Source organism: Pseudomonas sp. CMR5c, from assembly GCF_003850545.1.
GTDB classification, from domain to species: Bacteria; Pseudomonadota; Gammaproteobacteria; order Pseudomonadales; family Pseudomonadaceae; genus Aquipseudomonas; species Aquipseudomonas piscis.
In genome coordinates, this window is record NZ_CP027705.1 from 5,312,437 (window position 1) to 5,332,398 (window position 19,962).

At 61.3% G+C, this 19,962-nt stretch carries 16 protein-coding genes and 1 pseudogene; 11 read left to right on the forward strand and 6 right to left on the reverse strand.

The window, feature by feature from the left end:
- Positions 1–107: 107 nt before the first annotated feature.
- A complete protein-coding gene (secA, locus tag C4K40_RS24380) occupies positions 108–2,849 on the reverse strand; it encodes a preprotein translocase subunit SecA (RefSeq protein WP_053131579.1) in 2,742 nt (913 codons plus the stop codon).
- Positions 2,850–3,172: 323 nt separating this feature from the next.
- Here secA and C4K40_RS24385 point away from each other — a divergent pair, with 323 nt between their 5' ends.
- On the forward strand, positions 3,173–3,628 hold the full coding sequence (locus tag C4K40_RS24385; RefSeq protein ID WP_031320396.1) for a DUF721 domain-containing protein: 456 nt from the start codon (positions 3,173–3,175) through the stop codon (positions 3,626–3,628).
- A gap of 1 nt (position 3,629) precedes the next feature.
- Here the strand turns inward: C4K40_RS24385 and C4K40_RS24390 are convergent, their stop codons facing one another.
- The gene (locus C4K40_RS24390; protein ID WP_053131582.1) at positions 3,630–5,114 is read right to left on the reverse strand and encodes a helicase HerA-like domain-containing protein; all 1,485 of its coding nucleotides are present in this window, start codon (positions 5,112–5,114) and stop codon (positions 3,630–3,632) included.
- A 194-nt stretch (positions 5,115–5,308) separates the two neighbouring features.
- Between C4K40_RS24390 and C4K40_RS32300 the strand changes: the two are divergent.
- Together C4K40_RS32300 and C4K40_RS32305 are read left to right on the forward strand one after the other, a co-directional pair.
- Positions 5,309–6,340 (forward strand): annotated as a pseudogene (locus C4K40_RS32300) (cache domain-containing protein); the annotation flags it as partial.
- Positions 6,341–6,433: 93 nt separating this feature from the next.
- On the forward strand, positions 6,434–7,198 hold the full coding sequence (locus C4K40_RS32305) for a methyl-accepting chemotaxis protein (protein WP_371263433.1): 765 nt from the start codon (positions 6,434–6,436) through the stop codon (positions 7,196–7,198).
- A gap of 59 nt (positions 7,199–7,257) precedes the next feature.
- Here C4K40_RS32305 and C4K40_RS31665 read toward each other — a convergent pair whose 3' ends face one another.
- Both C4K40_RS31665 and purU read right to left on the reverse strand, forming a co-directional pair.
- The gene (locus tag C4K40_RS31665) at positions 7,258–7,428 is read right to left on the reverse strand and encodes a hypothetical protein (RefSeq protein ID WP_164485039.1); all 171 of its coding nucleotides are present in this window, start codon (positions 7,426–7,428) and stop codon (positions 7,258–7,260) included.
- 66 nt (positions 7,429–7,494) lie between these two features.
- Positions 7,495–8,343, reverse strand: coding sequence for a formyltetrahydrofolate deformylase (gene purU, locus C4K40_RS24400; protein ID WP_022640532.1), 849 nt, complete (start codon positions 8,341–8,343; stop codon positions 7,495–7,497).
- Between the two features lie 348 nt (positions 8,344–8,691).
- Between purU and mvaT the strand changes: the two genes are divergently transcribed.
- Positions 8,692–9,066, forward strand: coding sequence for a histone-like nucleoid-structuring protein MvaT (gene mvaT, locus C4K40_RS24405; RefSeq protein ID WP_053131589.1), 375 nt, complete (start codon positions 8,692–8,694; stop codon positions 9,064–9,066).
- Positions 9,067–9,168: 102 nt separating this feature from the next.
- Here the strand turns inward: mvaT and sbcB are convergent, their stop codons facing one another.
- Entirely contained in the window at positions 9,169–10,596 is a 1,428-nt protein-coding gene (gene sbcB, locus C4K40_RS24410) for an exodeoxyribonuclease I (protein WP_022640535.1), read from the reverse strand.
- 184 nt (positions 10,597–10,780) lie between these two features.
- On the opposite strand from sbcB, the gene C4K40_RS24415 reads away from it, so the two are divergent.
- The 4 genes from C4K40_RS24415 to C4K40_RS24430 are packed head-to-tail and all read left to right on the forward strand — an operon-like array spanning position 10,781 to position 15,189.
- The gene (locus C4K40_RS24415; protein WP_031320398.1) at positions 10,781–11,506 is read left to right on the forward strand and encodes an RDD family protein; all 726 of its coding nucleotides are present in this window, start codon (positions 10,781–10,783) and stop codon (positions 11,504–11,506) included.
- Positions 11,503–12,483 carry a stage II sporulation protein M gene (locus C4K40_RS24420; protein ID WP_022640537.1) on the forward strand — a complete coding sequence of 327 codons (981 nt, stop codon included), beginning with the start codon at positions 11,503–11,505 and terminating at the stop codon, positions 12,481–12,483. The genes C4K40_RS24415 and C4K40_RS24420 overlap by 4 nt, the downstream gene beginning before the upstream one ends.
- Positions 12,470–14,029 (forward strand): DUF4129 domain-containing protein, encoded by a 1,560-nt coding sequence (locus C4K40_RS24425; protein ID WP_031320399.1) that lies wholly within the window; start codon positions 12,470–12,472, stop codon positions 14,027–14,029. Before C4K40_RS24420 ends, C4K40_RS24425 begins: the two co-directional genes overlap by 14 nt.
- Entirely contained in the window at positions 14,026–15,189 is a 1,164-nt protein-coding gene (locus tag C4K40_RS24430) for a DUF4350 domain-containing protein (protein ID WP_053131592.1), read from the forward strand. The genes C4K40_RS24425 and C4K40_RS24430 overlap by 4 nt, the downstream gene beginning before the upstream one ends.
- 748 nt (positions 15,190–15,937) lie before the next feature.
- On the opposite strand, the gene C4K40_RS24435 is transcribed toward C4K40_RS24430, so the two are convergent.
- Positions 15,938–16,138 (reverse strand): hypothetical protein, encoded by a 201-nt coding sequence (locus C4K40_RS24435; RefSeq protein ID WP_022640540.1) that lies wholly within the window; start codon positions 16,136–16,138, stop codon positions 15,938–15,940.
- Between C4K40_RS24435 and C4K40_RS24440 the strand changes: the two genes are divergently transcribed.
- The 3 genes from C4K40_RS24440 to C4K40_RS24450 all read left to right on the forward strand — a co-directional run bounded on the left by C4K40_RS24440 (position 16,137) and on the right by C4K40_RS24450 (position 19,955).
- On the forward strand, positions 16,137–17,240 hold the full coding sequence (locus C4K40_RS24440; protein WP_053131596.1) for a terpene synthase family protein: 1,104 nt from the start codon (positions 16,137–16,139) through the stop codon (positions 17,238–17,240). The two genes, C4K40_RS24435 and C4K40_RS24440, sit on opposite strands and share 2 nt — an antisense overlap.
- A 350-nt stretch (positions 17,241–17,590) precedes the next feature.
- Entirely contained in the window at positions 17,591–18,610 is a 1,020-nt protein-coding gene (locus C4K40_RS24445) for a MoxR family ATPase (protein ID WP_053131599.1), read from the forward strand.
- A gap of 13 nt (positions 18,611–18,623) precedes the next feature.
- Entirely contained in the window at positions 18,624–19,955 is a 1,332-nt protein-coding gene (locus tag C4K40_RS24450) for a DUF58 domain-containing protein (protein ID WP_053131602.1), read from the forward strand.
- Positions 19,956–19,962: the final 7 nt, after the last annotated feature.

Sequence of the window (19,962 nt, forward strand, 5' to 3'; positions counted from 1 at the left end):
CTTATCAGATGGGGCACCGTCGGCATAAAAGACGGTGCTGCAAATGGAAAAACGCCGCGACGGCTGATGCCGTCACGGCGTGGGTGTTTCAGTGTCTGGCGAGGATCTTAGTTGATCTGGCCGTGACAGTGTTTGTACTTCTTGCCCGAACCGCAGTAGCACAGTTCGTTGCGACCCAGCTTCTGTTCATTGCGTACCGGCGCGGAAGCCAGGGCCACGTCCACCTCGACGCCCTCTTCCATTGCTTCGGGCTGGTCCAGGCCTGGAGCCTCGGCGTGCTCGAACTGCATGCGACGGGCCAGGGCCTCGGCTTCCTGGCGCAGGCGCGCCTCTTCCTCGGCCGGGTCTTCGCGACGCACCTGGACGTGGGACAGCACGCGGATCGAGTCGCGCTTGATGGAATCCAGCAGCTCGGAGAACAGCGTGAAGGACTCGCGCTTGTACTCCTGCTTGGGATTCTTCTGCGCATAACCACGCAGGTGGATGCCGTGGCGCAGGTGGTCCATGGTCGACAGGTGGTCTTTCCACAGGTCGTCCAGGACCCGCAGCACGATCTGCTTCTCGAAGGTGCGCAGCGCTTCGGCGCCGGCCTGGTCTTCTTTTTCGTTGTACGCGGCGATCAGCTCGTTGAGCAGCTTCTCACGCAGGGTTTCTTCGTACAGGTGATCGTCTTCGTCGAGCCATTGCTGGATCGGCAGGTTCACCCCGAAATCGCTCTGGAGTGCAGCCTCCAGGCCAGCCACATCCCACTGCTCAGGCAGCGACTGTGGAGGAATATGGGCACTGACGGTGGCGCTCAGCACGTCCTGGCGGAAGTCGGCGATGGTTTCGCCGATGTTGTCCGCGGCCAGCAGCGTGTTGCGCATGTGGTAGATCACCTTGCGCTGCTCGTTGTTGACGTCGTCGAACTCCAGGAGCTGCTTGCGGATGTCGAAGTTACGGCCTTCGACCTTGCGCTGGGCCTTCTCGATGGCGTTGGTCACCATGCGGTGCTCGATCGCCTCGCCGGACTGCATGCCCAGGGCCTTCATGAAGTTCTTCACCCGGTCGGAGGCGAAGATGCGCATCAGGCTATCTTCCAGTGACAGGTAGAAACGGCTGGAACCGGCGTCGCCCTGGCGACCGGCGCGACCACGCAGCTGGTTGTCGATACGCCGCGATTCGTGGCGCTCGGAAGCGATGACCTGCAGGCCACCGGACTCCAGAACCTGCTGATGGCGTTTCTGCCAGTCGGCCTTGATCTGGGCGATCTGCTCGGGAGTCGGGTTCTCCAGGGAGGCGACTTCCACTTCCCAGTTGCCGCCCAGCAGGATGTCGGTACCACGGCCCGCCATGTTGGTGGCGATGGTCAAAGCTCCCGGACGACCGGCCTGGGCAATGATCTCGGCTTCCTTTTCGTGGAACTTGGCGTTCAGGACCTTGTGCTCGATGCCTTCCTTGTTGAGCAGGTTGGACATGTGCTCGGAGGTCTCGATGGTGGCGGTACCCACCAGCACCGGACGACCCTTGGTCATGCAGTCCTTGATGTCGCTGATGATCGCGGCGTATTTCTCGTCCGCGGTCAGGAACACCAGGTCGTTGTAGTCCTTGCGCGCCAACGGCTTGTTCGGCGGGATGACCATCACCTGCAGGCCGTAGATCTGATGGAACTCGAACGCTTCGGTATCGGCGGTGCCGGTCATGCCGGACAGCTTGGTGTACAGGCGGAAGTAGTTCTGGAAGGTGGTCGAGGCCAGGGTTTGGCTCTCGGCCTGGATATTGAGGTTTTCCTTGGCCTCGATGGCCTGGTGCAGGCCCTCGGAGAGGCGCCGGCCGGGCATGGTGCGACCGGTGTGCTCATCCACCAGGACCACCTGGCCGTCCTGCACGATGTACTCGACGTTGCGGTTGAACAGCTTGTGCGCTCGCAGGCCGGCATAGACGTGGGTCAAGAGGCCCAGGTTGTGGGCCGAGTACAGGCTTTCGCCTTCGGCCAGCAGGCCGACCTGGGTCAGCATCTCTTCGATGAACTGATGGCCGGCTTCGTTGAGTTCGACCTGGCGGGTCTTCTCGTCGACGGTGAAGTGACCGGCCTTGGTGACCTGGCCTTCCACTTCCTCGATGTGCTGTTCAAGACGCGGGATCAGCTTGTTGATCTCGGTGTACAGACGGGAGCTGTCTTCGGCCTGGCCGGAGATGATCAGCGGAGTACGGGCTTCGTCGATGAGGATCGAGTCGACCTCGTCGATCACGGCAAAATTGAGCTCGCGCTGGAATTTTTCTTCCATGCTGAAAGCCATGTTGTCGCGCAGGTAGTCGAAGCCGAATTCGTTGTTGGTGCCGTAGGTGATATCGGCGGCGTAGGCGGCGCGCTTTTCCTCCGGCGGCTGGAACGGCGTGACCACGCCGACGCTCAGGCCGAGGAACTCATACAGAGGGCGCATCCAGTTGGCGTCGCGGCGTGCCAGGTAGTCGTTCACCGTCACCACGTGCACGCCCTTGCCGGACAATGCGTTGAGATAGACACCCAGGGTCGCTACCAGGGTCTTGCCCTCGCCAGTGCGCATCTCGGCGATCTTGCCTTCATGCAAGGTCATGCCACCGATCAGCTGCACGTCGAAGTGGCGCATCCCCATGATCCGCTTACCGGCTTCACGGGCGACCGCAAAGGCTTCGGGCAGCAGTTTGTCGAGGGTTTCACCCTTGGCGATACGGGCCTTGAACTCTGCGGTCTTGGCACGCAATTGATCGTCCGAAAGGGCCACCATTTGCTCTTCGAAGGCATTGACGATCTGTACCGTCTTGAGCATGCGCTTGACTTCACGCTCGTTCTTGCTTCCAAAAAGTTTCTTTAACAAAGGCGCAAACATATCGGTAGGATCTTCCACACATAGGGTTGGAGGGCGGCCCCGGTGAGTCGCCCGAGCAGCCCTCATGGCCGCATGCGAACGAGCATTCTACCCGGAAACGATGGTGAGGAAAGTGGCGTTATTCCACGATGCTGGCACAGCGCTTTGACGGGGCCCACCTAAAATAAGGGCTTTTCGTTGAACTTCAAGTACATTCCCCACAGAAGTTACTGATCACGATCAGCAAAGGATCACCAACTCGGCGCCAGGCGGAAAAATGACGAACCGGGTACGCCGGACGCTTTCTGTTACCATGGTGCCTCTGTAACTTCAGGTTTCTAACCATGGCATTTCGCCCTCTTACGGCGCGTCCTCCCGCCGTTCTTCTTCGCGAAGCCAAGCCTCTCAAAGCCATACTCGGCCACGCCCAGCGCCTGGCGCACCTGCAGCGCCTGCTGGACAGCCAATTGCAGCCGGCGGCTCGCGAACATTGCCACGTCGCATCCTGGCGCGAAGGCAGCCTGCTGCTGATCGTCACCGACGGGCACTGGGCTACCCGCTTGCGCTACCAGCAGAAGCGCCTGCAGCGCCAACTCCAGGCGTTCGACGAATTCGCCCGCCTGACGCGCATCCAGTTCAAGGTCCAGCCCCCTACCGTCCAGCGGGGAGCGACCGGACACAGCATAGACCTGTCGAACAACGCCGCCGAGACCATCCAGGCCACTGCCAACGGCATCTCCGACCCCAAGTTGCGCGCGGCCCTGGAGCGCCTGGCCAGCCACGCCAAGCCGCGCAGCTGAGTCAGCGGCGCTTGCCGCCCAGCAACGAGCCCATCAGCCCACGCACCAACTGCCGCCCCAACTGATTGGCGGCCTGGCGCATCGCCGACTTCAAGGCCTGCCCGGCCGCGGTCCCCAGGAACTCACCAGCCCGGTCGGCCAGGCTCGGTTCCTCGGACAGCGGTTTGCCAGCTTCGACCTGCCCCTGCGGCGCCAACTCCTTGCGCCCCATCAGCACCTCATAGGCGGATTCGCGATCGATCGGCTTGTCATAGCGTCCCAATAGCGGCGAACTGGCGATCAGGGCCTGGCGCTCGGCCTCGGTCAACGGCCCGATCCGTGATTGCGGCGGCGCTACCAGCACCCGCTGGACCATCTCCGGCGTGCCCTTGTCCTGCAGGGTGCCGACCAACGCCTCGCCAATGCCCAGCTCGGTCAGCACCGAGAGCGCATCGAATGCCGGGTTGGGCCGGAAACCATCGGCCACTGCCCGCAGCGACTTCTGTTCCTTGGCGGTGAACGCCCGCAGACCGTGCTGGATGCGCAAGCCCAGCTGGGCCAGCACATCATCCGGCAGGTCCCCCGGCGACTGGGTCACGAAGTACACCCCGACGCCCTTGGAGCGAATCAGCCGCACCACTTGCTCCAGGCGATCCTGCAAAGCCTTTGGGGTACCGGCGAACAGCAAGTGCGCCTCGTCGAAGAACAGCGCCAGCAACGGTTTGTCGGCATCGCCCCGCTCAGGCAATTGCTCGAACAACTCAGCCAGCAGCCATAGAAGGAAGGTGGCATAGACTTTCGGCGCCTCGTGCACCAGGCGACTGGCATCGAGCAAGTGGATCCGTCCCCGACCATCGGCGGCCGGCTGCAGGATGTCCTCCAATTGCAGAGCCGGCTCGCCGAACAACGATTCGGCGCCCTGTTGCTCCAGCGTAGCCAGGCGCCGCAACAAGGCCTGGCTGGAGCCGGTGGTCATCAATGCCGCGTCTTCGCCCAGCAGTTGCGGATTGTCCTTGAGGTGGTTGAGCAGCGCCTTGAGATCCTTGAGATCCAGCAGCAACAAGCCTTCGCGATCCGCCACCTTGAACGCCGCATACAACGCCGACTGCTGGCTGTCGGTGAGCTCCAGCAGGCTGCCCAGCAACAGCGGTCCCATTTCGCTCAGGGTGGTGCGCAGCGGATGACCGGACTGGCCATGGATATCCCACAAGGTCACGGGATAGGCCTGGGGCCGGTGGTTGAGCCAGGGCATGCCGGCAATCCGCTCGGCGACCTTGCCCTGGGGATTGCCCGCGGCACCCAGCCCGCAGAGATCCCCCTTGATGTCCGCGGCGAAGACCGCCACCCCGGCATCGCTGAAAGCTTCCGCCAGGCGCTGCAGGGTGACGGTCTTGCCGGTACCGGTAGCGCCAGCCACCAGGCCATGGCGGTTGGCCAGGCGCATGGCCTGGACGATCGGCTGGCCGTCGAGGCCGGCGCCGATGATGAGTTGCGATGAGTCAGGCATTTTGTCACCCCTGGTTAATCTTTGGCCTTACACGGTCGATATGAAGAAATGATGGATCAGAAGTATCTGAAATAAAGGTCAGGTAATTCCCTTGGGATAGATGGAGATATCAGCTTATTTATAACACCGCCTCTTTGGCGCACCGTTCCAACCCGATGCCCTGGACTCAAAGACCTTAGCGGACACCCCAAGCCATGAACAAAAATCTGCGCTTCAGCCACAAGATCCTGCTTGCCGCCTCGCTCATCGTCATAGCTGCCTTTGCACTATTCACGCTCTATAACGATTACCTGCAACGTAACGCCATCCGTGATGATCTGGACAACTATCTTCAGGAAATGGGCGACGTCACTGCAAAAAATATTCAGACCTGGCTCGCTGGCCGTGCGCTGTTGATCGAGAACCTCTCCCAGTCGGTGGCCCTGAACCCCGACCCGGCCAATGTCAGCAACCTGCTGCAACAGAAGGCCGTGAGCTCCACCTTCATGGGTGCCTACCTGGGCAACCAGGACGGCAGCTTCATTATCCGCCCGGACAGCAAGATGCCCGATGGCTACGACCCGCGCGCGCGCCCCTGGTACAAGAGCGCCGAAAGCACCAATGGCTCGGCCCTGACCGAACCCTATGTCGACCTGGCCACGGGGCAACTGGTGATATCCATCGTCGACAGCGTGCTCAAGAACGGCCAGCGCACCGGCGCGGTCGGCGGCGACCTGAGCCTGCAAGTGATCGCCGACACGGTCAACGCCCTGGACTTCGACGGCATGGGCTACGCCTTCCTGATCAGTGCCGACGGCAAGGTGCTGGTCCACCCGGACAAGAACCTGGTGATGAAGAATCTCAAAGACATCTACCCCCAAGACACGCCGAAGATCAGCAATGAACTGAGCGAAATCAGTGTCGACGGCAAGACGCGCATCGTCACCTTCACCCAGATCAAGGGCCTGTCCTCGGTAAACTGGTACATCGGCCTGTCGGTGGACAAGGACAAGGCCTTCGCGATGCTCAGCGAATTCCGCACCTCGGCGGTGATCGCCACCCTGACAGCGGTGGCCCTGACCATCGCCCTGCTGGGCCTGCTGATTCGCCTGCTGATGCAACCCTTGCACGTGATGACCCGTGCCATGCAGGACATCGCCGACGGTGAAGGCGACCTGACCCGCCGCCTGAACATCCATAACCACGACGAGTTCGGCATCCTGGGCATCGCCTTCAACCGCTTCGTGGAACGCATTCACGGCTCGATCCGCGAGGTGTCCTCGGCCACCGAACACGTCAACGAGGTCGCCCTGCGTGTGGTCAGCGCCTCCAACTCGTCGATGCTCAACTCCGACGAACAGGCCAGTCGCACCAATAGCGTCGCCGCCGCCATCAATCAGCTGGGCGCCGCGGCCCAGGAAATCGCCCGCAACGCCGCCCAAGCCTCGCAACAGGCCAGTGACGCTCGCAACCTGGCCGAGGATGGCCAGCAAGTGGTGGATCGCAGCATCCAGGCGATGAACCAGCTGTCGGACATGATCAGTGCCTCCAGCAATAACATCGAGACCCTCAACAGCAAGACCGTGAACATCGGCCAGATCCTCGAGGTGATCACCAGCATTTCCCAGCAGACCAATCTGCTGGCGCTCAACGCCGCGATCGAGGCCGCCCGCGCCGGCGAGGCCGGACGTGGCTTCGCCGTGGTCGCCGACGAAGTACGCAACCTGGCGCACCGTACCCAAGAGTCGGCGCAACAGGTGCAGACCATGATCGAGGAGCTGCAAGTCGGCGCCCGTGAGTCCGTCAGCACCATGAGCAACAGCCAGCGCCACAGCCAGGACAGCGTGGAGATCGCCAACCAGGCCGGAGAACGCCTGAACAGCGTGACCCAGCGTATCGGCGAGATCGATGGCATGAACCAGTCGGTGGCCACCGCCACTGAAGAGCAGACCTCGGTGGTGGAGTCCATCAACATGGACATCACCGAGATCAATACCCTGAACCAGGAAGGCGTGGAAAACCTGCAGGCGACCCTGCGCGCCTGCTCCGACCTGGAGCAGCAGGCAGCACGCCTGAAGCACCTGGTGGGCAGTTTCAGGATCTGAAGATCGGGGCGAACGCCCCTTGGACAGGCCGGCGGCGCATCAGGCGCCGGCCACCAGCCTCAACGCGATGGCGCAGAAGGCTCTTGCTGCAACTGCTCCCAGAGTTCGGCCGCCCCCGGGAAATCGGTGCCATCCTCGGCATCGAGTTCATCGGGGTCGTAGCGACTCAGGCAACCCTCGCCCAGTACGGCGGGAGCCTGGGAAGTGGCTTTATCCAGAGGATCGGTCATGGGGCTGACCTCGTCGATTGCAAACCAGGACCGGGATATTCAGCGCCCGCTCCTGGTTTTTTTCAATCAGAACACCACGGTCTTGTTGCCGTGCACCAGCACGCGGTCTTCCAGGTGGTAGCGCAGGCCGCGGGCCAGCACCATCTTCTCCACATCACGCCCGAACCGCACCATATCCTCGATGCTGTCGCTATGGCTGACCCGCACCACGTCCTGCTCGATGATCGGACCGGCGTCCAGCTCTTCGGTCACGTAGTGGCAGGTGGCGCCGATCAGCTTCACGCCACGCAGGGATGCCTGGTGGTAAGGCTTGGCGCCGACGAAGGACGGCAGGAAGCTGTGGTGGATGTTGATGACCTGCTGGGCGTACTCCTGGCACAGCTGCGGCGGCAGGATCTGCATGTAGCGCGCCAGCACCACCACGTCGGCACCATGCTCCTTGACCAGGCGCGAGACCTCGGCGAAGGCCGGCTGCTTGTCCTTCGGATCCACCGGAACGTGGAAGAACGGGATACCGTGCCATTCGACCATGCTGCGCAGGTCGTCGTGGTTGGAAATCACGCAAGGGATATCGCAGTCCAGCTCATTGCTGTGCCAGCGGTGCAACAGGTCGGCCAGGCAATGGGACTCGCGGCTGGCCATCAGCACCACGCGCTTTTTCTCGGCGGTATCGGTGATCCGCCAGTCCATCGAGAACTCTTCGGCGATGGGCGCGAACGCCTGGCGAAATGCCTCGAGGCCAAAAGGCAGGGAGTCGGCACGAATCTCGTGGCGCATGAAGAACCAACCGCTCTGGTTGTCCGAGTGGTGGCTCGCTTCGGTGATCCAACCGTTATGGGAGGCCAGAAAGTTACTGACTTTGGCAACGATGCCAACGCGGTCAGGGCAAGAAATCACCAACCGAAAGGTGCGCATGGGGGGGAAACTCCAGAACTTCGCAAAGGTCGCCATTCTAGCCATTGCGCAGCAAAACTGCAGTATTCATTGCACCAGCAGTGCCGATCGGTGCCGGCAACAGGGCCTTAGATCAGGCTTAACCAGCGGTGTTCCCAGTACAGATGGCAACACTTGCAAATAGCGCACAACTAATTTGTGAATATCACAAGAAAACCTGCCCTTCTTTTAAATAGCGAAATGACTGTTACGCCTAAAGACACTAAGAAGACCAAATAAAGCATCGGTATTATGTTTACTTGTACAAACTCCGTGACTATTATTGCAACATTGTCATCCAGCCACCCAGCGCCCAACAAGGTAGCCCCCATGTCCCTGATCAACGAATACCGTGCAACAGAAGAAGCTATCAAAGAACTGCAAGCACGTTTGAAGAACCTGTCCCAAGACGACAAGCTGAAAGCCGAGCTGGAGTTCGAAGGCAAACTGCGCAGCCTGATGGGCGAGTACTCCAAGTCCCTGCGCGACATCATCGCGCTGCTGGATCCGGAATCCAAAGTTAAAGCGCCGCGGACCGCTGTGAAAACCACCGGCACCAAGCGTGCGCGTAAAGTTAAACAGTACAAAAACCCGCATAACGGTGAAGTCATCGAAACCAAAGGCGGCAACCACAAGACCCTCAAAGAGTGGAAAGCCAAGTGGGGTGGCGATGTGGTTGAAGGCTGGGCAACCCTGCTGGGCTAAGGCTCGCAGACCGACCCACGGTCTTTTCGCTACAACTAAAAAACGCCAGGTCACTGGCGTTTTTTATGCCAGGCGTTCACGTCGAACGCCGCCGGCAACTTTTTAAAGGCCCAGTCGCAGGGCCAGATCACGAACATGTTGCTGCCACTGCTCCAGCACCTGGCGTTGTCTCGGATCAGCACTTAACAGGGATTGCTCCAGAGCTTGCCGAAAACTTTCCAGGGTATTGGGCGCCCCCAGTTGCGGATCAAGCAAACGCTGCTGGCAGAATCCGCGCCAGCGCTCTTGCTCATCCTTGCTCAATGTTTCCGAAAAGTTACGGGCACGGTAGCGGAACAGAAGTTCCGGCAACCGCTCATCATCGAACGGCCATTCTTGCAGAGCCAAATGCTGCGGATCGGCCTGGCGTACTTGCTCACACAAGCGGCGATCGCGATCACCAATAAAGCCATCGTACAACTGCTGCTCCGGATCCTCGCTGGCAGCGAATTCATCAGGTCCGTAAATCAGCGAAAGTTTATCCTGCCAAACTTCCCGAGCCTCGCTCAGACGCAAAGCGCGGCGCTGGTATTCTTCCATATCCAAGTGCAGGCGCTGTTGATCTTCGACACGCAACACATTCAACGGCGCCACAACCGGGCAGCGATTGATATGGATGAGTTTCAACGGCACCGGCAATTCGCCTTCGGCCAGGTCTTCACGCCGGGTATACAGGCGCTGGCGCAACGTCTGGGCATCCAGGTCCAGGAGCCCTTGGGGATCCAGGTGCAGGTCGCAGACGATCAAGGCATTGCGATTGCGCGGATGCCAGGCCAGGGGCAACACCACGCCGACATAATGCCGCGCGGCAGAGAAACGCCCGGAGATGTGCACCATCGGCTGCAACAGGCGGATCTGGTCCATCACCCGCTGCTTGCTGCGTAACTGGAACAACCATTCATAGAGCTTGGGCTGCTTGTCGCGGATCAATCGCGCCAGGGCAATGGTCGCTCGCACATCGGACAAGGCCTCGTGGGCCTGGCCATGGTCGATGCCATTCTCTGCCGTCAGGCGCTCCAGTTTCAGCGTCACCTGGCCCTGCTCTTCAGGCCAGGCGATACCCTGGGGCCGCAGCGCATAGGCCGCCCGCACCACATCGATCAGGTCCCAGCGACTGTTGCCGCCTTGCCACTCCCGGGCATAGGGGTCGAAGAAATTCCGATACAGGCCGTAGCGAGTCATCTCGTCGTCGAAACGCAAGGTGTTGTAGCCCGCGCCGCAGGTTCCCGGGCGGGCCAACTGCTGATGCACCCGGGTCATGAAATCGGCCTCGCTCAACCCGCGCTCGGCCAGGCGCTGCGGAGTGATGCCGGTGATCATGCAAGCTGCCGGGTGCGGCAGGATATCGTCGGCGGGCTGGCAATAGAGGTTGACCGGCTCGTCAATTTCATTGAGCGCCAGGTCGGTGCGAATACCTGCCACTTGCAACGGACGGTCGTTGCGCGGGTTGATGCCAGTGGTTTCGTAGTCGTACCAAAAGAGGGAAGTCACGGCCTGTTCCTGAACTGAAAGACCGACGCAGTCTAGGCGCTTGCATAGCGCCAGGGCCAGTCGCATCGACCCGCAGCCCTGCCCCGAAGTACTTTAATTCGCAGTTAATGATGTCGTTTGCCCCTCAGACACTGCTAGCATCGGCGCTGGATTTTTCTCCACCAGGCCATCCAGCAAGTTGCCCATGTCCGAAACACCAGCACCGCCAAGGAACGCATCGCTGCCCCCGCCATTGGATACGCGTTACCAGGTCGAGACCCCGGAGGGTATCGATCTGCCACTGCGACCGGCGGGACTGCTGGTTCGTGCCCTGGCCTATGGCCTGGATCTGGGCATCCGCGCCCTGGTCATGGGCGTGCTGTTCGTCGCCCTGGGCTTTTTCGGCGAGATCGGCATCGGCCTGGGTTCGATCCTGCTGTTCCTGATCAGCTGGTGGTACATGGTGCTGTTCGAGGTGCTGAACCAGGGCCGCTCCCCCGGCAAGCAGATGATGGGGCTGCGGGTGGTACAGGACGATGGCACGCCGATCGGCTGGAGCGCCTCCCTGACCCGCAACCTGCTGCGCTTTGCCGACATGCTGCCGTTCGCTTACTTCCTCGGCGCCATCAGTTGCCTGCAGCACCCGGCCTTCAAGCGCCTGGGCGACCTGGCCGCCGGTACCCTGGTGATCTATCGCGAGCAGACAGTCGAACGGCCGCAACTTCCCCCGGCCACGCCCCGCAGCGCGCCCTTCGCCCTGAGCCTGGATGAACAACGGGCGATCCTCGGTTTCGCCGAGCGCCAGGCCCAGCTGTCCGCTGAACGGACCCAGGAGCTGGCGGCCATCCTGGCCCAGCCGCTGCACGTACCCACCGCCCAGGCCACTGCCGAACTCAACGGCATTGCCCGCGGTTTCCTGGGAGCGACATGAAGCAAAGTCTTTTCGAGAGCCGCCACCAGGCCCAATGGCAGCACTTCGCACAACTGCTCGAGCAACTTGAACAAGGCCGGGCCAAGGCCGAGCGATGCCAGACCTTCGTCCAGGACTACCGGCGCCTGTGCCAGCACCTGGCCCTGGCCCAGGAGCGCGGCTACAGCAGCTACTTGATCGATCCGCTGCAACAGCTGGCGCTGCGCGGCCACCAGCAGCTATACCGCCGGCGCACCGCCATCAGCGCCAACGTGCTGGGCTTCCTGCTGGCCGGCTTCCCGCGCCTGGTGCGCCAGGAGTGGCGCCTGGTAACGATCGCCAGCCTGCTGTTCTTCGTCAGCCTGCTGGGCATCGGTCTGCTGGTGTACCTGTATCCCGAACTGGTCTACAGCCTGATCAGCCAACAGCAGGTGGGCGAAATGCGCGGCATGTACGACCCGGCCGCCGGTCACCTGGGTCGCGCCGTCGAACGCGCCTCCAGCGAAGACTGGGTGATGTTCGGCTACTACATCATGCACAACATCGGCATCGCCTTTCAGACGTTCGCCAGCGGCCTGCTGTTCGGCCTGGGCAGCGTGTTCTTCCTGGTCTTCAATGGCCTGATCATCGGGGCCATCGCCGGCCACCTGACCCAAATCGGTTTCGGCCAGACCTTCTGGCCTTTCGTCATCGGCCATGGCGCCTTCGAGCTCACGGCCATCGCCCTGTCCGGTGCCGCAGGCCTGAAGCTGGGTTGGGCGCTGATCGCCCCTGGTCGCCTGCCTCGTGGTGAAGCCCTGTTGCAGGCGGCGCGAATCAGCGTGCAATTGGTCTATGGGGTGATCGTCTTCCTGTTGATCGCAGCCTTCATCGAGGCCTATTGGTCCTCCATGACCTGGCCCGCGCCCTGGCTCAAGTACAGCGTCGGCGCGGCGCTGTGGGCCCTGGTCCTGTCCTACCTGGGCCTTGCCGGAAGAGTCCCCCATGCGCCTGAGTGATGCCAGCGTGGTGATCCGCCCGCGCAACGCCTGGGAAGCCATGGACCTGGGCATGCTCATGGGCCAGCGCCACCGGGGCTTGTTGATGACCAGTTGGGCCATCGTCAGCTTACCGGTGTTCGCCCTGCTGAGCCTGTTGCTCTGGGATTGGCCATCCCTGGCATTGCTGTTGTTCTGGTGGCTGAAGCCGGCCTTCGAGCGCCTGCCGCTGTTCATCCTGTCCAAGGCGCTGTTCGGCGATACCCCGAGCCTGGGCCAGGCTTTGCGGCAATGGCCACGCCTGCTCAAGCCGCAACTGCTGGCCAGCCTGACCTGGCGCCGCTTGAGCATGAGCCGCAGCTTCCTGATGCCGGTAATGCAACTCGAGGGGTTGAGCGGCGATGCCCGCCAGCAACGCCTGGGGGTACTGCTGCAGCGCAATGCCGGGGCCGCACGCTGGCTGACAGTGATCGGGGTGCACCTGGAAGGCGCGCTGTGGATCGGCCTGATGGCGTTGTTCTACCTATTATTGCCGCAGCAAGTGGAACTGGACTGGAACTGGCAGACCCTGATCGTCGCCGCCCAGCAGGACTGGCTATGGTTGGAACACCTGACCAATGCCTTCTACGCCCTGGTGCTGGTGGTCTGGGAGCCGCTCTACGTAGCCTGCGGCTTCAGCCTGTACCTCAACCGCCGCACTGAGCTGGAAGCCTGGGACATCGAACTGGTGTTCCGCCGCCTGCGCCAGCGCCTGGCCGGTGCCAGCGCCTTGCTGCTGGTACTGGGCGCGTTGTGGCTGGCACCCAGCCAGTCGCTCTGGGCCGCCACCGCCAGCAATGCCAAGCAGGTCGTGGCTGGTCCCGAGAGTCCGCGCCTGCTGCAACAGCCGCTTACCAGCAAGGCGGCGCAGGACAGCATCAAGGGCATCCTGGCAAAGCCACCGTTCAAGAATCAAGAATCGGTGACCCGCTATCGCTTCGGCGAAGAGCAACCACAGAAAAAAGACGCCAAGGGCAAGCCCCCGGGTTGGCTCAAGGATCTGCTGGAAGGCCTGGGCAAGAGCAACTTCAACGCCCTGGGCAAAGGCCTGGAGATATTGCTCTGGGGGCTGCTGCTGGGGGCGCTGGCATGGTTGCTGTGGCGATATCGCGACTGGTTGCGCACTTTCGTCGGCTGGCGCCCGCAGCCACGCAAGACCCGTCCGCCGGCCATGCCTCAGCAACTGTTCGGCCTGGAGGTCGGCAGCCAGACCTTGCCGGATGATGTCGCGGCCCATGCCGCCGCGCTCTGGCCAAGCCAACCGCGCGAAGCCCTGGGCCTGCTCTATCGGGCCCTGCTCAGCCGCCTGCTGGAAGACTTCCACCTGCCCCTGGACATCGGCGACACCGAAGGCCAGGTGCTGGAACGGATCAAGGCCCTGCGGCACCCGCAGCTGGAGAGCTTCAGCATCGAACTGACCCGGCATTGGCAGAACATGGCCTACGGGCACCAGGTTCCCGGCACCGAGGCGCAGCCACGCCTGTGCGATGGCTGGCGCCAGCTCTTCGGCCCAGGAGTCGCATCATGAGTCGTACCGTATGGGGCATCCTCGCCCTGCTGGTGATCCTGGTGCTCGGCACTGCCGGCTATTACCTCTATCGCCATGCCACGCCCTACCAGGAGCTGGTGGATCACGGTCCGTCGCCGCAAGCCCTGGCCAACCCATACCTGGCGGCGCAGATGTTCCTGCGCGAACGTGGCCTCAAGGTGGAACACGCCAATGGCCTGGAGGTGCTGGCGACTCTCAAGCCTGCCGGCAATAGCCTGCTGATGCTCGGGGACCGCTCGAACATGAGCCCACACCAGGCCGACCAGGTACTGGACTGGGCCCGTGCCGGCGGGCACCTGGTGTTCGTCGCCGAAGCGCTGTGGGACGAGGAGACCGAGCAAAGCGGCGACCTGCTGCTGGACCGGGTCCAGGTGCAGCAGATGATGAGCGAGGACCTCGAGGAACCACCGGAGCCGGAGGCGGACGACGCTTATCCGAAGCTGACCAAGGTCCATGTCGAAGGCGAGCGGGCCCCGGCCTACATCAGCTTCGATACCGCCTACCACCTCGAAGACCCGCAAGGCCTGGCGCAGTCCTGGGCCAGCAGCGGCGTGGCCACCCACATGCTGCAGCTCGAGCACGGCAAGGGCAGCATCACCGTGCTGACCGATGCCGATATCTGGAAGAGCCCGGCCATCGGTCGCTACGACAACGCCTGGCTGTTGTGGTACCTGAACGCCGATACCGCGGTGACGTTGCTGTTCGACACCAACCATCCGAATCTCTGGCAACTGTTGTGGAAGAACTTCCCCCAGGCGCTGGTGGCCCTCGGCCTGCTCATCGTCCTGTGGCTGTGGCACGCCGGATTCCGCCAGGGCCCATTGCTGGCACCGGCGCCCAAGGCCCGGCGCCAGCTACTCGAGCACCTGCGCGCCAGTGCCGGTTTCATTCTTCGCCATGGCGGCCAGGGCCCCTTGGTGCAGGCCCTGCAACTGGACATCCGGCGCCGGGCCCGGCGCCGACACCCGGGCTTCGAACAACTCGAGCTCCAAGCCCAGTGCGAAGTGCTCGCGCTGCTCAGCCAGCAGCCCGTGGAGGCAGCCAGGCAAGCACTGCAACCGCGGTCCGGGCAACGGCTGTCCAGTACCGACTTCAGCCACCTGGTTGCCCAGTTGCAAACCCTCAGGAATGCCTTGTGATCTTTTGTCCCACACGACAACCAAAGCATTGCGATAGCGATACCCCGGGACAGCCTCAGCCTACGAGAGCCCATCACAGTTGATGAGGGCACAGGCACTAAAACCCACTAGACCAGGCTTGAACATCGCAAGCTCCCGATATAGCCAAACGTGCTAATCAGCATCATGGGATGTGCTAGAAACTATTGAGAGCCTGCGGGCCCAACCTGGGTACTTTTACTGTTGCGTTTCCAAACCTGACACACACCAGATTCCCCCTCCTCTTTTCAATCTCCTTGGTCATGACGCAACATCGGACTGAAAAACACAACCAACTATAAAACCATCTACTGACGCTTACCGAACATACTCAAGCGAAAAACATCATGGATAGAGACTGCTATTGGGAACGATTCCCACAAGACAAATCAACATTCTGGCAATGGCAAAACAGCAGCTTGACTTGTTCCAGCTACCGAGCAAGATTCGTTAGCGCCTCCAACGACAAGGAACTTGCAACTCCAATCCCAGCTATCAGCCATGTTGCGCATAACGCAGAAGAATACTGCCGGCCATCATTGTGTATCTCTGCAAGCAGTTTCGCGAAAGCGCCATATGAAGCCGCCAGTTCTACAGCTTTCCAAACTCTCCCGAGCCACCTTATAAAACCCTCTGTTCAAGGACAGCCATACTGTTCCAATACCTGGTGAAAAGTTATCGCCCTGCTACGAAGCATGGGGATTTCAGGGCCAATAAAACCCCAAGTCATCTAGATAGCCATAGACACCCAGGGGACAACTTGGCCATTGATGACCCACTGGGCAACCGCGCCGACAAACACCAGGCAAGAGGCCACTGGCAATGAGATCAAGCTTGATCCGAAACCCAACAATAGAAGCGCCAGCACTTCGTTCTTAATTTGATCACCAATAATCATGATTGAAAGGTGGCGGTTCTCAATGAACAGCATGACTGATGACGATACCCGGCTCTATCTCCCTTTCGACTTCAAGCCTCACCACTCTCAAAACACCGAGCTGCTTGGGAGCACCCTATGGCTGAAGAAAATGCAGCTCATCGAAGACGGCAGTTTTGCCGAAGCCGTCGTACACACGGCCTCGCAGTACATACGCCTCATACACCCCTGCATCGACAACAAGTTCATCAACGTCGTATTCGACCTGGCATCCTGGATATTGGTCATAGACGACATAATTGAAAATAGCGCTTCCGCCAACACGACCGATAGCACTATCGAGTTGCTCAGCACCATTAAATTCATCTGCGAGTTCGATCACGAGCAGAACCCAAGCCTGGATGACCAGCATCCCGCAATAAAATCCTTTATCGACATACGGCAAAGGTTCATGAAGCAACTACCCCGCAAAAACCACATGCACCTGATGAACGCCGTAAGCAATCAAATGTCAGGTTTCATCTGGGAAATATGCAGCAACCAGGCAAAATCTAGCATATCCCTCAATACATATTGCGCAATTAGAGCTTCAAGTTTTGGCGCACAAATCTGCTATTCACTCTTTCTTGCACTCAACAGCATTCCCATCAATAGAATGATCGAAACGAGAAATGAATTCGTAAAAATGAAAAACTGCATCTTCCTTGCAGTCGGCATCGACAATGACCTTTATTCCTACGCAAAAGAACACACCGACGGCAGCAAGGCCTTCAATATCATCGACGTCATTCAGCAAGCACTGAATATCGACTTGTACAGCTCGATCAGAAAAACCATCAATCTAAGAAATATGCTAATAAATCGATACACCATCTTGAACAGCTCGCTATCAAGCGAGACAGAGATAAGATGCCGCGCAGTCCATCTTGAAGAATTGCTAGCCAGAAACATCCACTTCGGAAAGACCAGCGAGCGATATAGAAAAACCCCTGAGGGTGCAACAGAAGGCGACAACTACTTCTTTTCCGCGTCCTACCGTTTCAACACAACCAATGCCTTTGAAAAAAAAGAAATAAAAGAAATTCTCGAATTAGCCCCTCTCATATCAAGCTTGTGGCATGACCCGGCGACAAACCCTGCTAGCCAGCTGGATTAGCCCAGCCAACGTGGATGGTGGCGTCCATCTGTTGCAGCCGCAGCGTTACAACCTGGGCCTTACTCCCAGAATTCAGCCAACGGCGGCGCCCTCTCCTGCCGACAGCAAGAGAGTCGTAGCGCCGCCTGCCAATGTCTGAATGTCGTCTCGATCAAGAGCGGTGATTCGAGCAGCCCCAACGATCAAGGCCAGGATGGCAGGCTTTGATGCAATCAAACTGACTGCATGGATAGAATGCGCATGGCTGGTCAGTCTCCCAGCCGGCCTGCAGGACACAAGCGCGAGAAATTTTGGTTATGCGCCTGTGTTATGGGCGCTAAAAACTAACCGTCAGTAAGGTTGCGTAATCCATGAGTGAACAATCCGCAGAACCACTTGCCTGCGCCGAGCCGTCCCCAGCCACAGCGCCCCAGCAGCGGCAACGGGCCAGCCAGCTGGCCCAGGCGGTGCGCCAGGAACTGCAGAAGGCCGTGATCGGCCAGCAAGCGGTGATCGACGACGTGCTGACGGCGCTGATCGCCGGGGGCCACGTGCTGCTCGAGGGTGTTCCAGGCCTGGGCAAGACCCTGCTGGTACGTGCCCTGGCCCGCTGTTTCGACGGCGATTTCGCACGTATCCAGTTCACTCCCGACCTGATGCCCAGCGACGTCACCGGCCATGCGGTGTATGACCTTGCCAGCGAGCAATTCAAGCTGCGCAAGGGGCCGCTGTTCACCAACCTGCTGCTGGCCGACGAGATCAACCGCGCGCCGGCCAAGACCCAGGCCGCCCTCCTGGAAGCCATGCAGGAACGCCAGGTGACCCTCGAAGGCCGGGCGCTGCCCATTGCCCAGCCGTTCATGGTCCTGGCCACACAGAACCCCATCGAGCAGGAAGGCACTTATCCGCTGCCCGAAGCCGAGCTGGATCGCTTCATGCTCAAGCTGCGCATGGACTACCCGGACGCCGTCCAGGAGCTGGAGATGGTCCGCCAGGTGGCGCGCTCGACCCGCGCCGACATGCTCGATGTGCAACCCCTGCGCACCGTGCTGCAGGCCGAGGATGTGCAGGACCTGCAACGCATCGCCAGCGAGCTGCCGCTGGACGACCAGGTGCTCGACTACGCCGTGCGCCTGGCCCGGGCGACTCGCAGCTGGCCGGGCCTGACCCTCGGCGCCGGCCCGCGGGCGTCCATCGCCCTGGTACGCGGCGGTCGGGCCCGGGCGTTGCTGCGCGGTGGCGACTTCGTGATTCCCGACGACATCAAGGGCTGCGCCATGGCCGTATTGCGCCATCGGGTGCGTGTCGCCCCGGAACTGGACATCGAGGGCCTGTCGGTGGAACAGGTGCTCCAGCAGATGCTCGAACAAATTCCGGCACCACGCCTGTGAGCGGCCAACGGTGATGAAACCGACCCGTTTACTGCTGATCTGGCTCGGCGTCCTGGCCGGCCTGGGCACCATTCTCGGAGCGACCCGGGCCCTGGGCGTGGAGATCGCCCCACGCCTGGACTCGGTCGCCTGGGGCCTGGTGCTGGCGTTGTCGTTGCTGGCCCTGCTCGACGCCTGGCGCGCCTGGCGCCTGCCTGCGCTGCAGGTACGCCGGCATCTGCCCGGCAGCCTGCCCCTGGGACGCTGGAGCGAAGTGCAACTGGAAATCCGCCACGCCCATGGACAGGCACTGGATGTGCAGCTGTTCGATCATCCGCCCCAGGGCCTGGCCTTCGAACACCTGCCGCAGTCGGCCAGCCTCGAGCCCGGCCATGCCAGCCGCGTGAGCTACAACGTGCGCCCGTTGCTGCGGGGCCGCTTCGATTTCGAACGGTGCGCTATCAGCCTGCCCAGCCCACTGGGCCTGTGGCAGGTCCGGCGCCTGGTGGCGGTCCAGGACAGCACCCGGGTCTACCCGGACTTCGCCCGCCTCTACGGCGGCCAGTTGCTGGCGGTGGACAACTGGCTCAGCCAACTAGGGGTACGCCAGCGGCAACGCCGGGGCCTGGGCCTGGAATTCAACCAGCTTCGGGAATTTCGCGAGGGCGACAGCCTGCGCCAGATCGATTGGAAGGCCACCGCTCGCCAACGCACGCCGATCGCCCGGGAATACCAGGATGAACGCGACCAGCAGATCATCTTCATGCTCGATGGCGGACGCCGCATGCGCAGCCAGGACGATGAGCTGGCGCACTTCGACCACGCCCTCAACGCCTGCCTGCTGCTGAGCTACGTGGCCCTGCGCCAGGGTGATGCAGTGGGCTTGTGCAGCTTCGCCGCCAATCCGTCACGCTACCTGGCACCGGTCAAGGGGCCGGCCCAGCTCAGCGTGTTGCTCAACGGCGTCTACGACCTGCAGAGCAGCCAGCGCCCCGCCGACTACCAGGCCGCCGCCAGCGAACTGCTGGCCCGGCAGAAGCGCCGCGCGCTAGTGGTGCTGGTCACCAACCTGCGGGACGAGGACGACCAGGAACTGCTAACGGCGGTCAAGCGCATCGGGCGCCAGCATCGGGTGCTGGTGGCCAGCCTGCGCGAAGAAGTCCTCGACCAGGTGCGTCAGACGCCGGTGCAGACCCTCTCCGAGGCGTTGACCTATAGCGCTACGGTCCACTACCTCAACAGCCGCGCCGAGCTCCACGAGCGCCTGGGCGCCCACGGCATCAGCCTGCTCGACGTCCGTCCGGGAGAGCTGGGCGCCGAGCTGGTAAGCCGTTATCTGAACTGGAAGAAAGCAGGCAGCCTGTAGCGGCTGC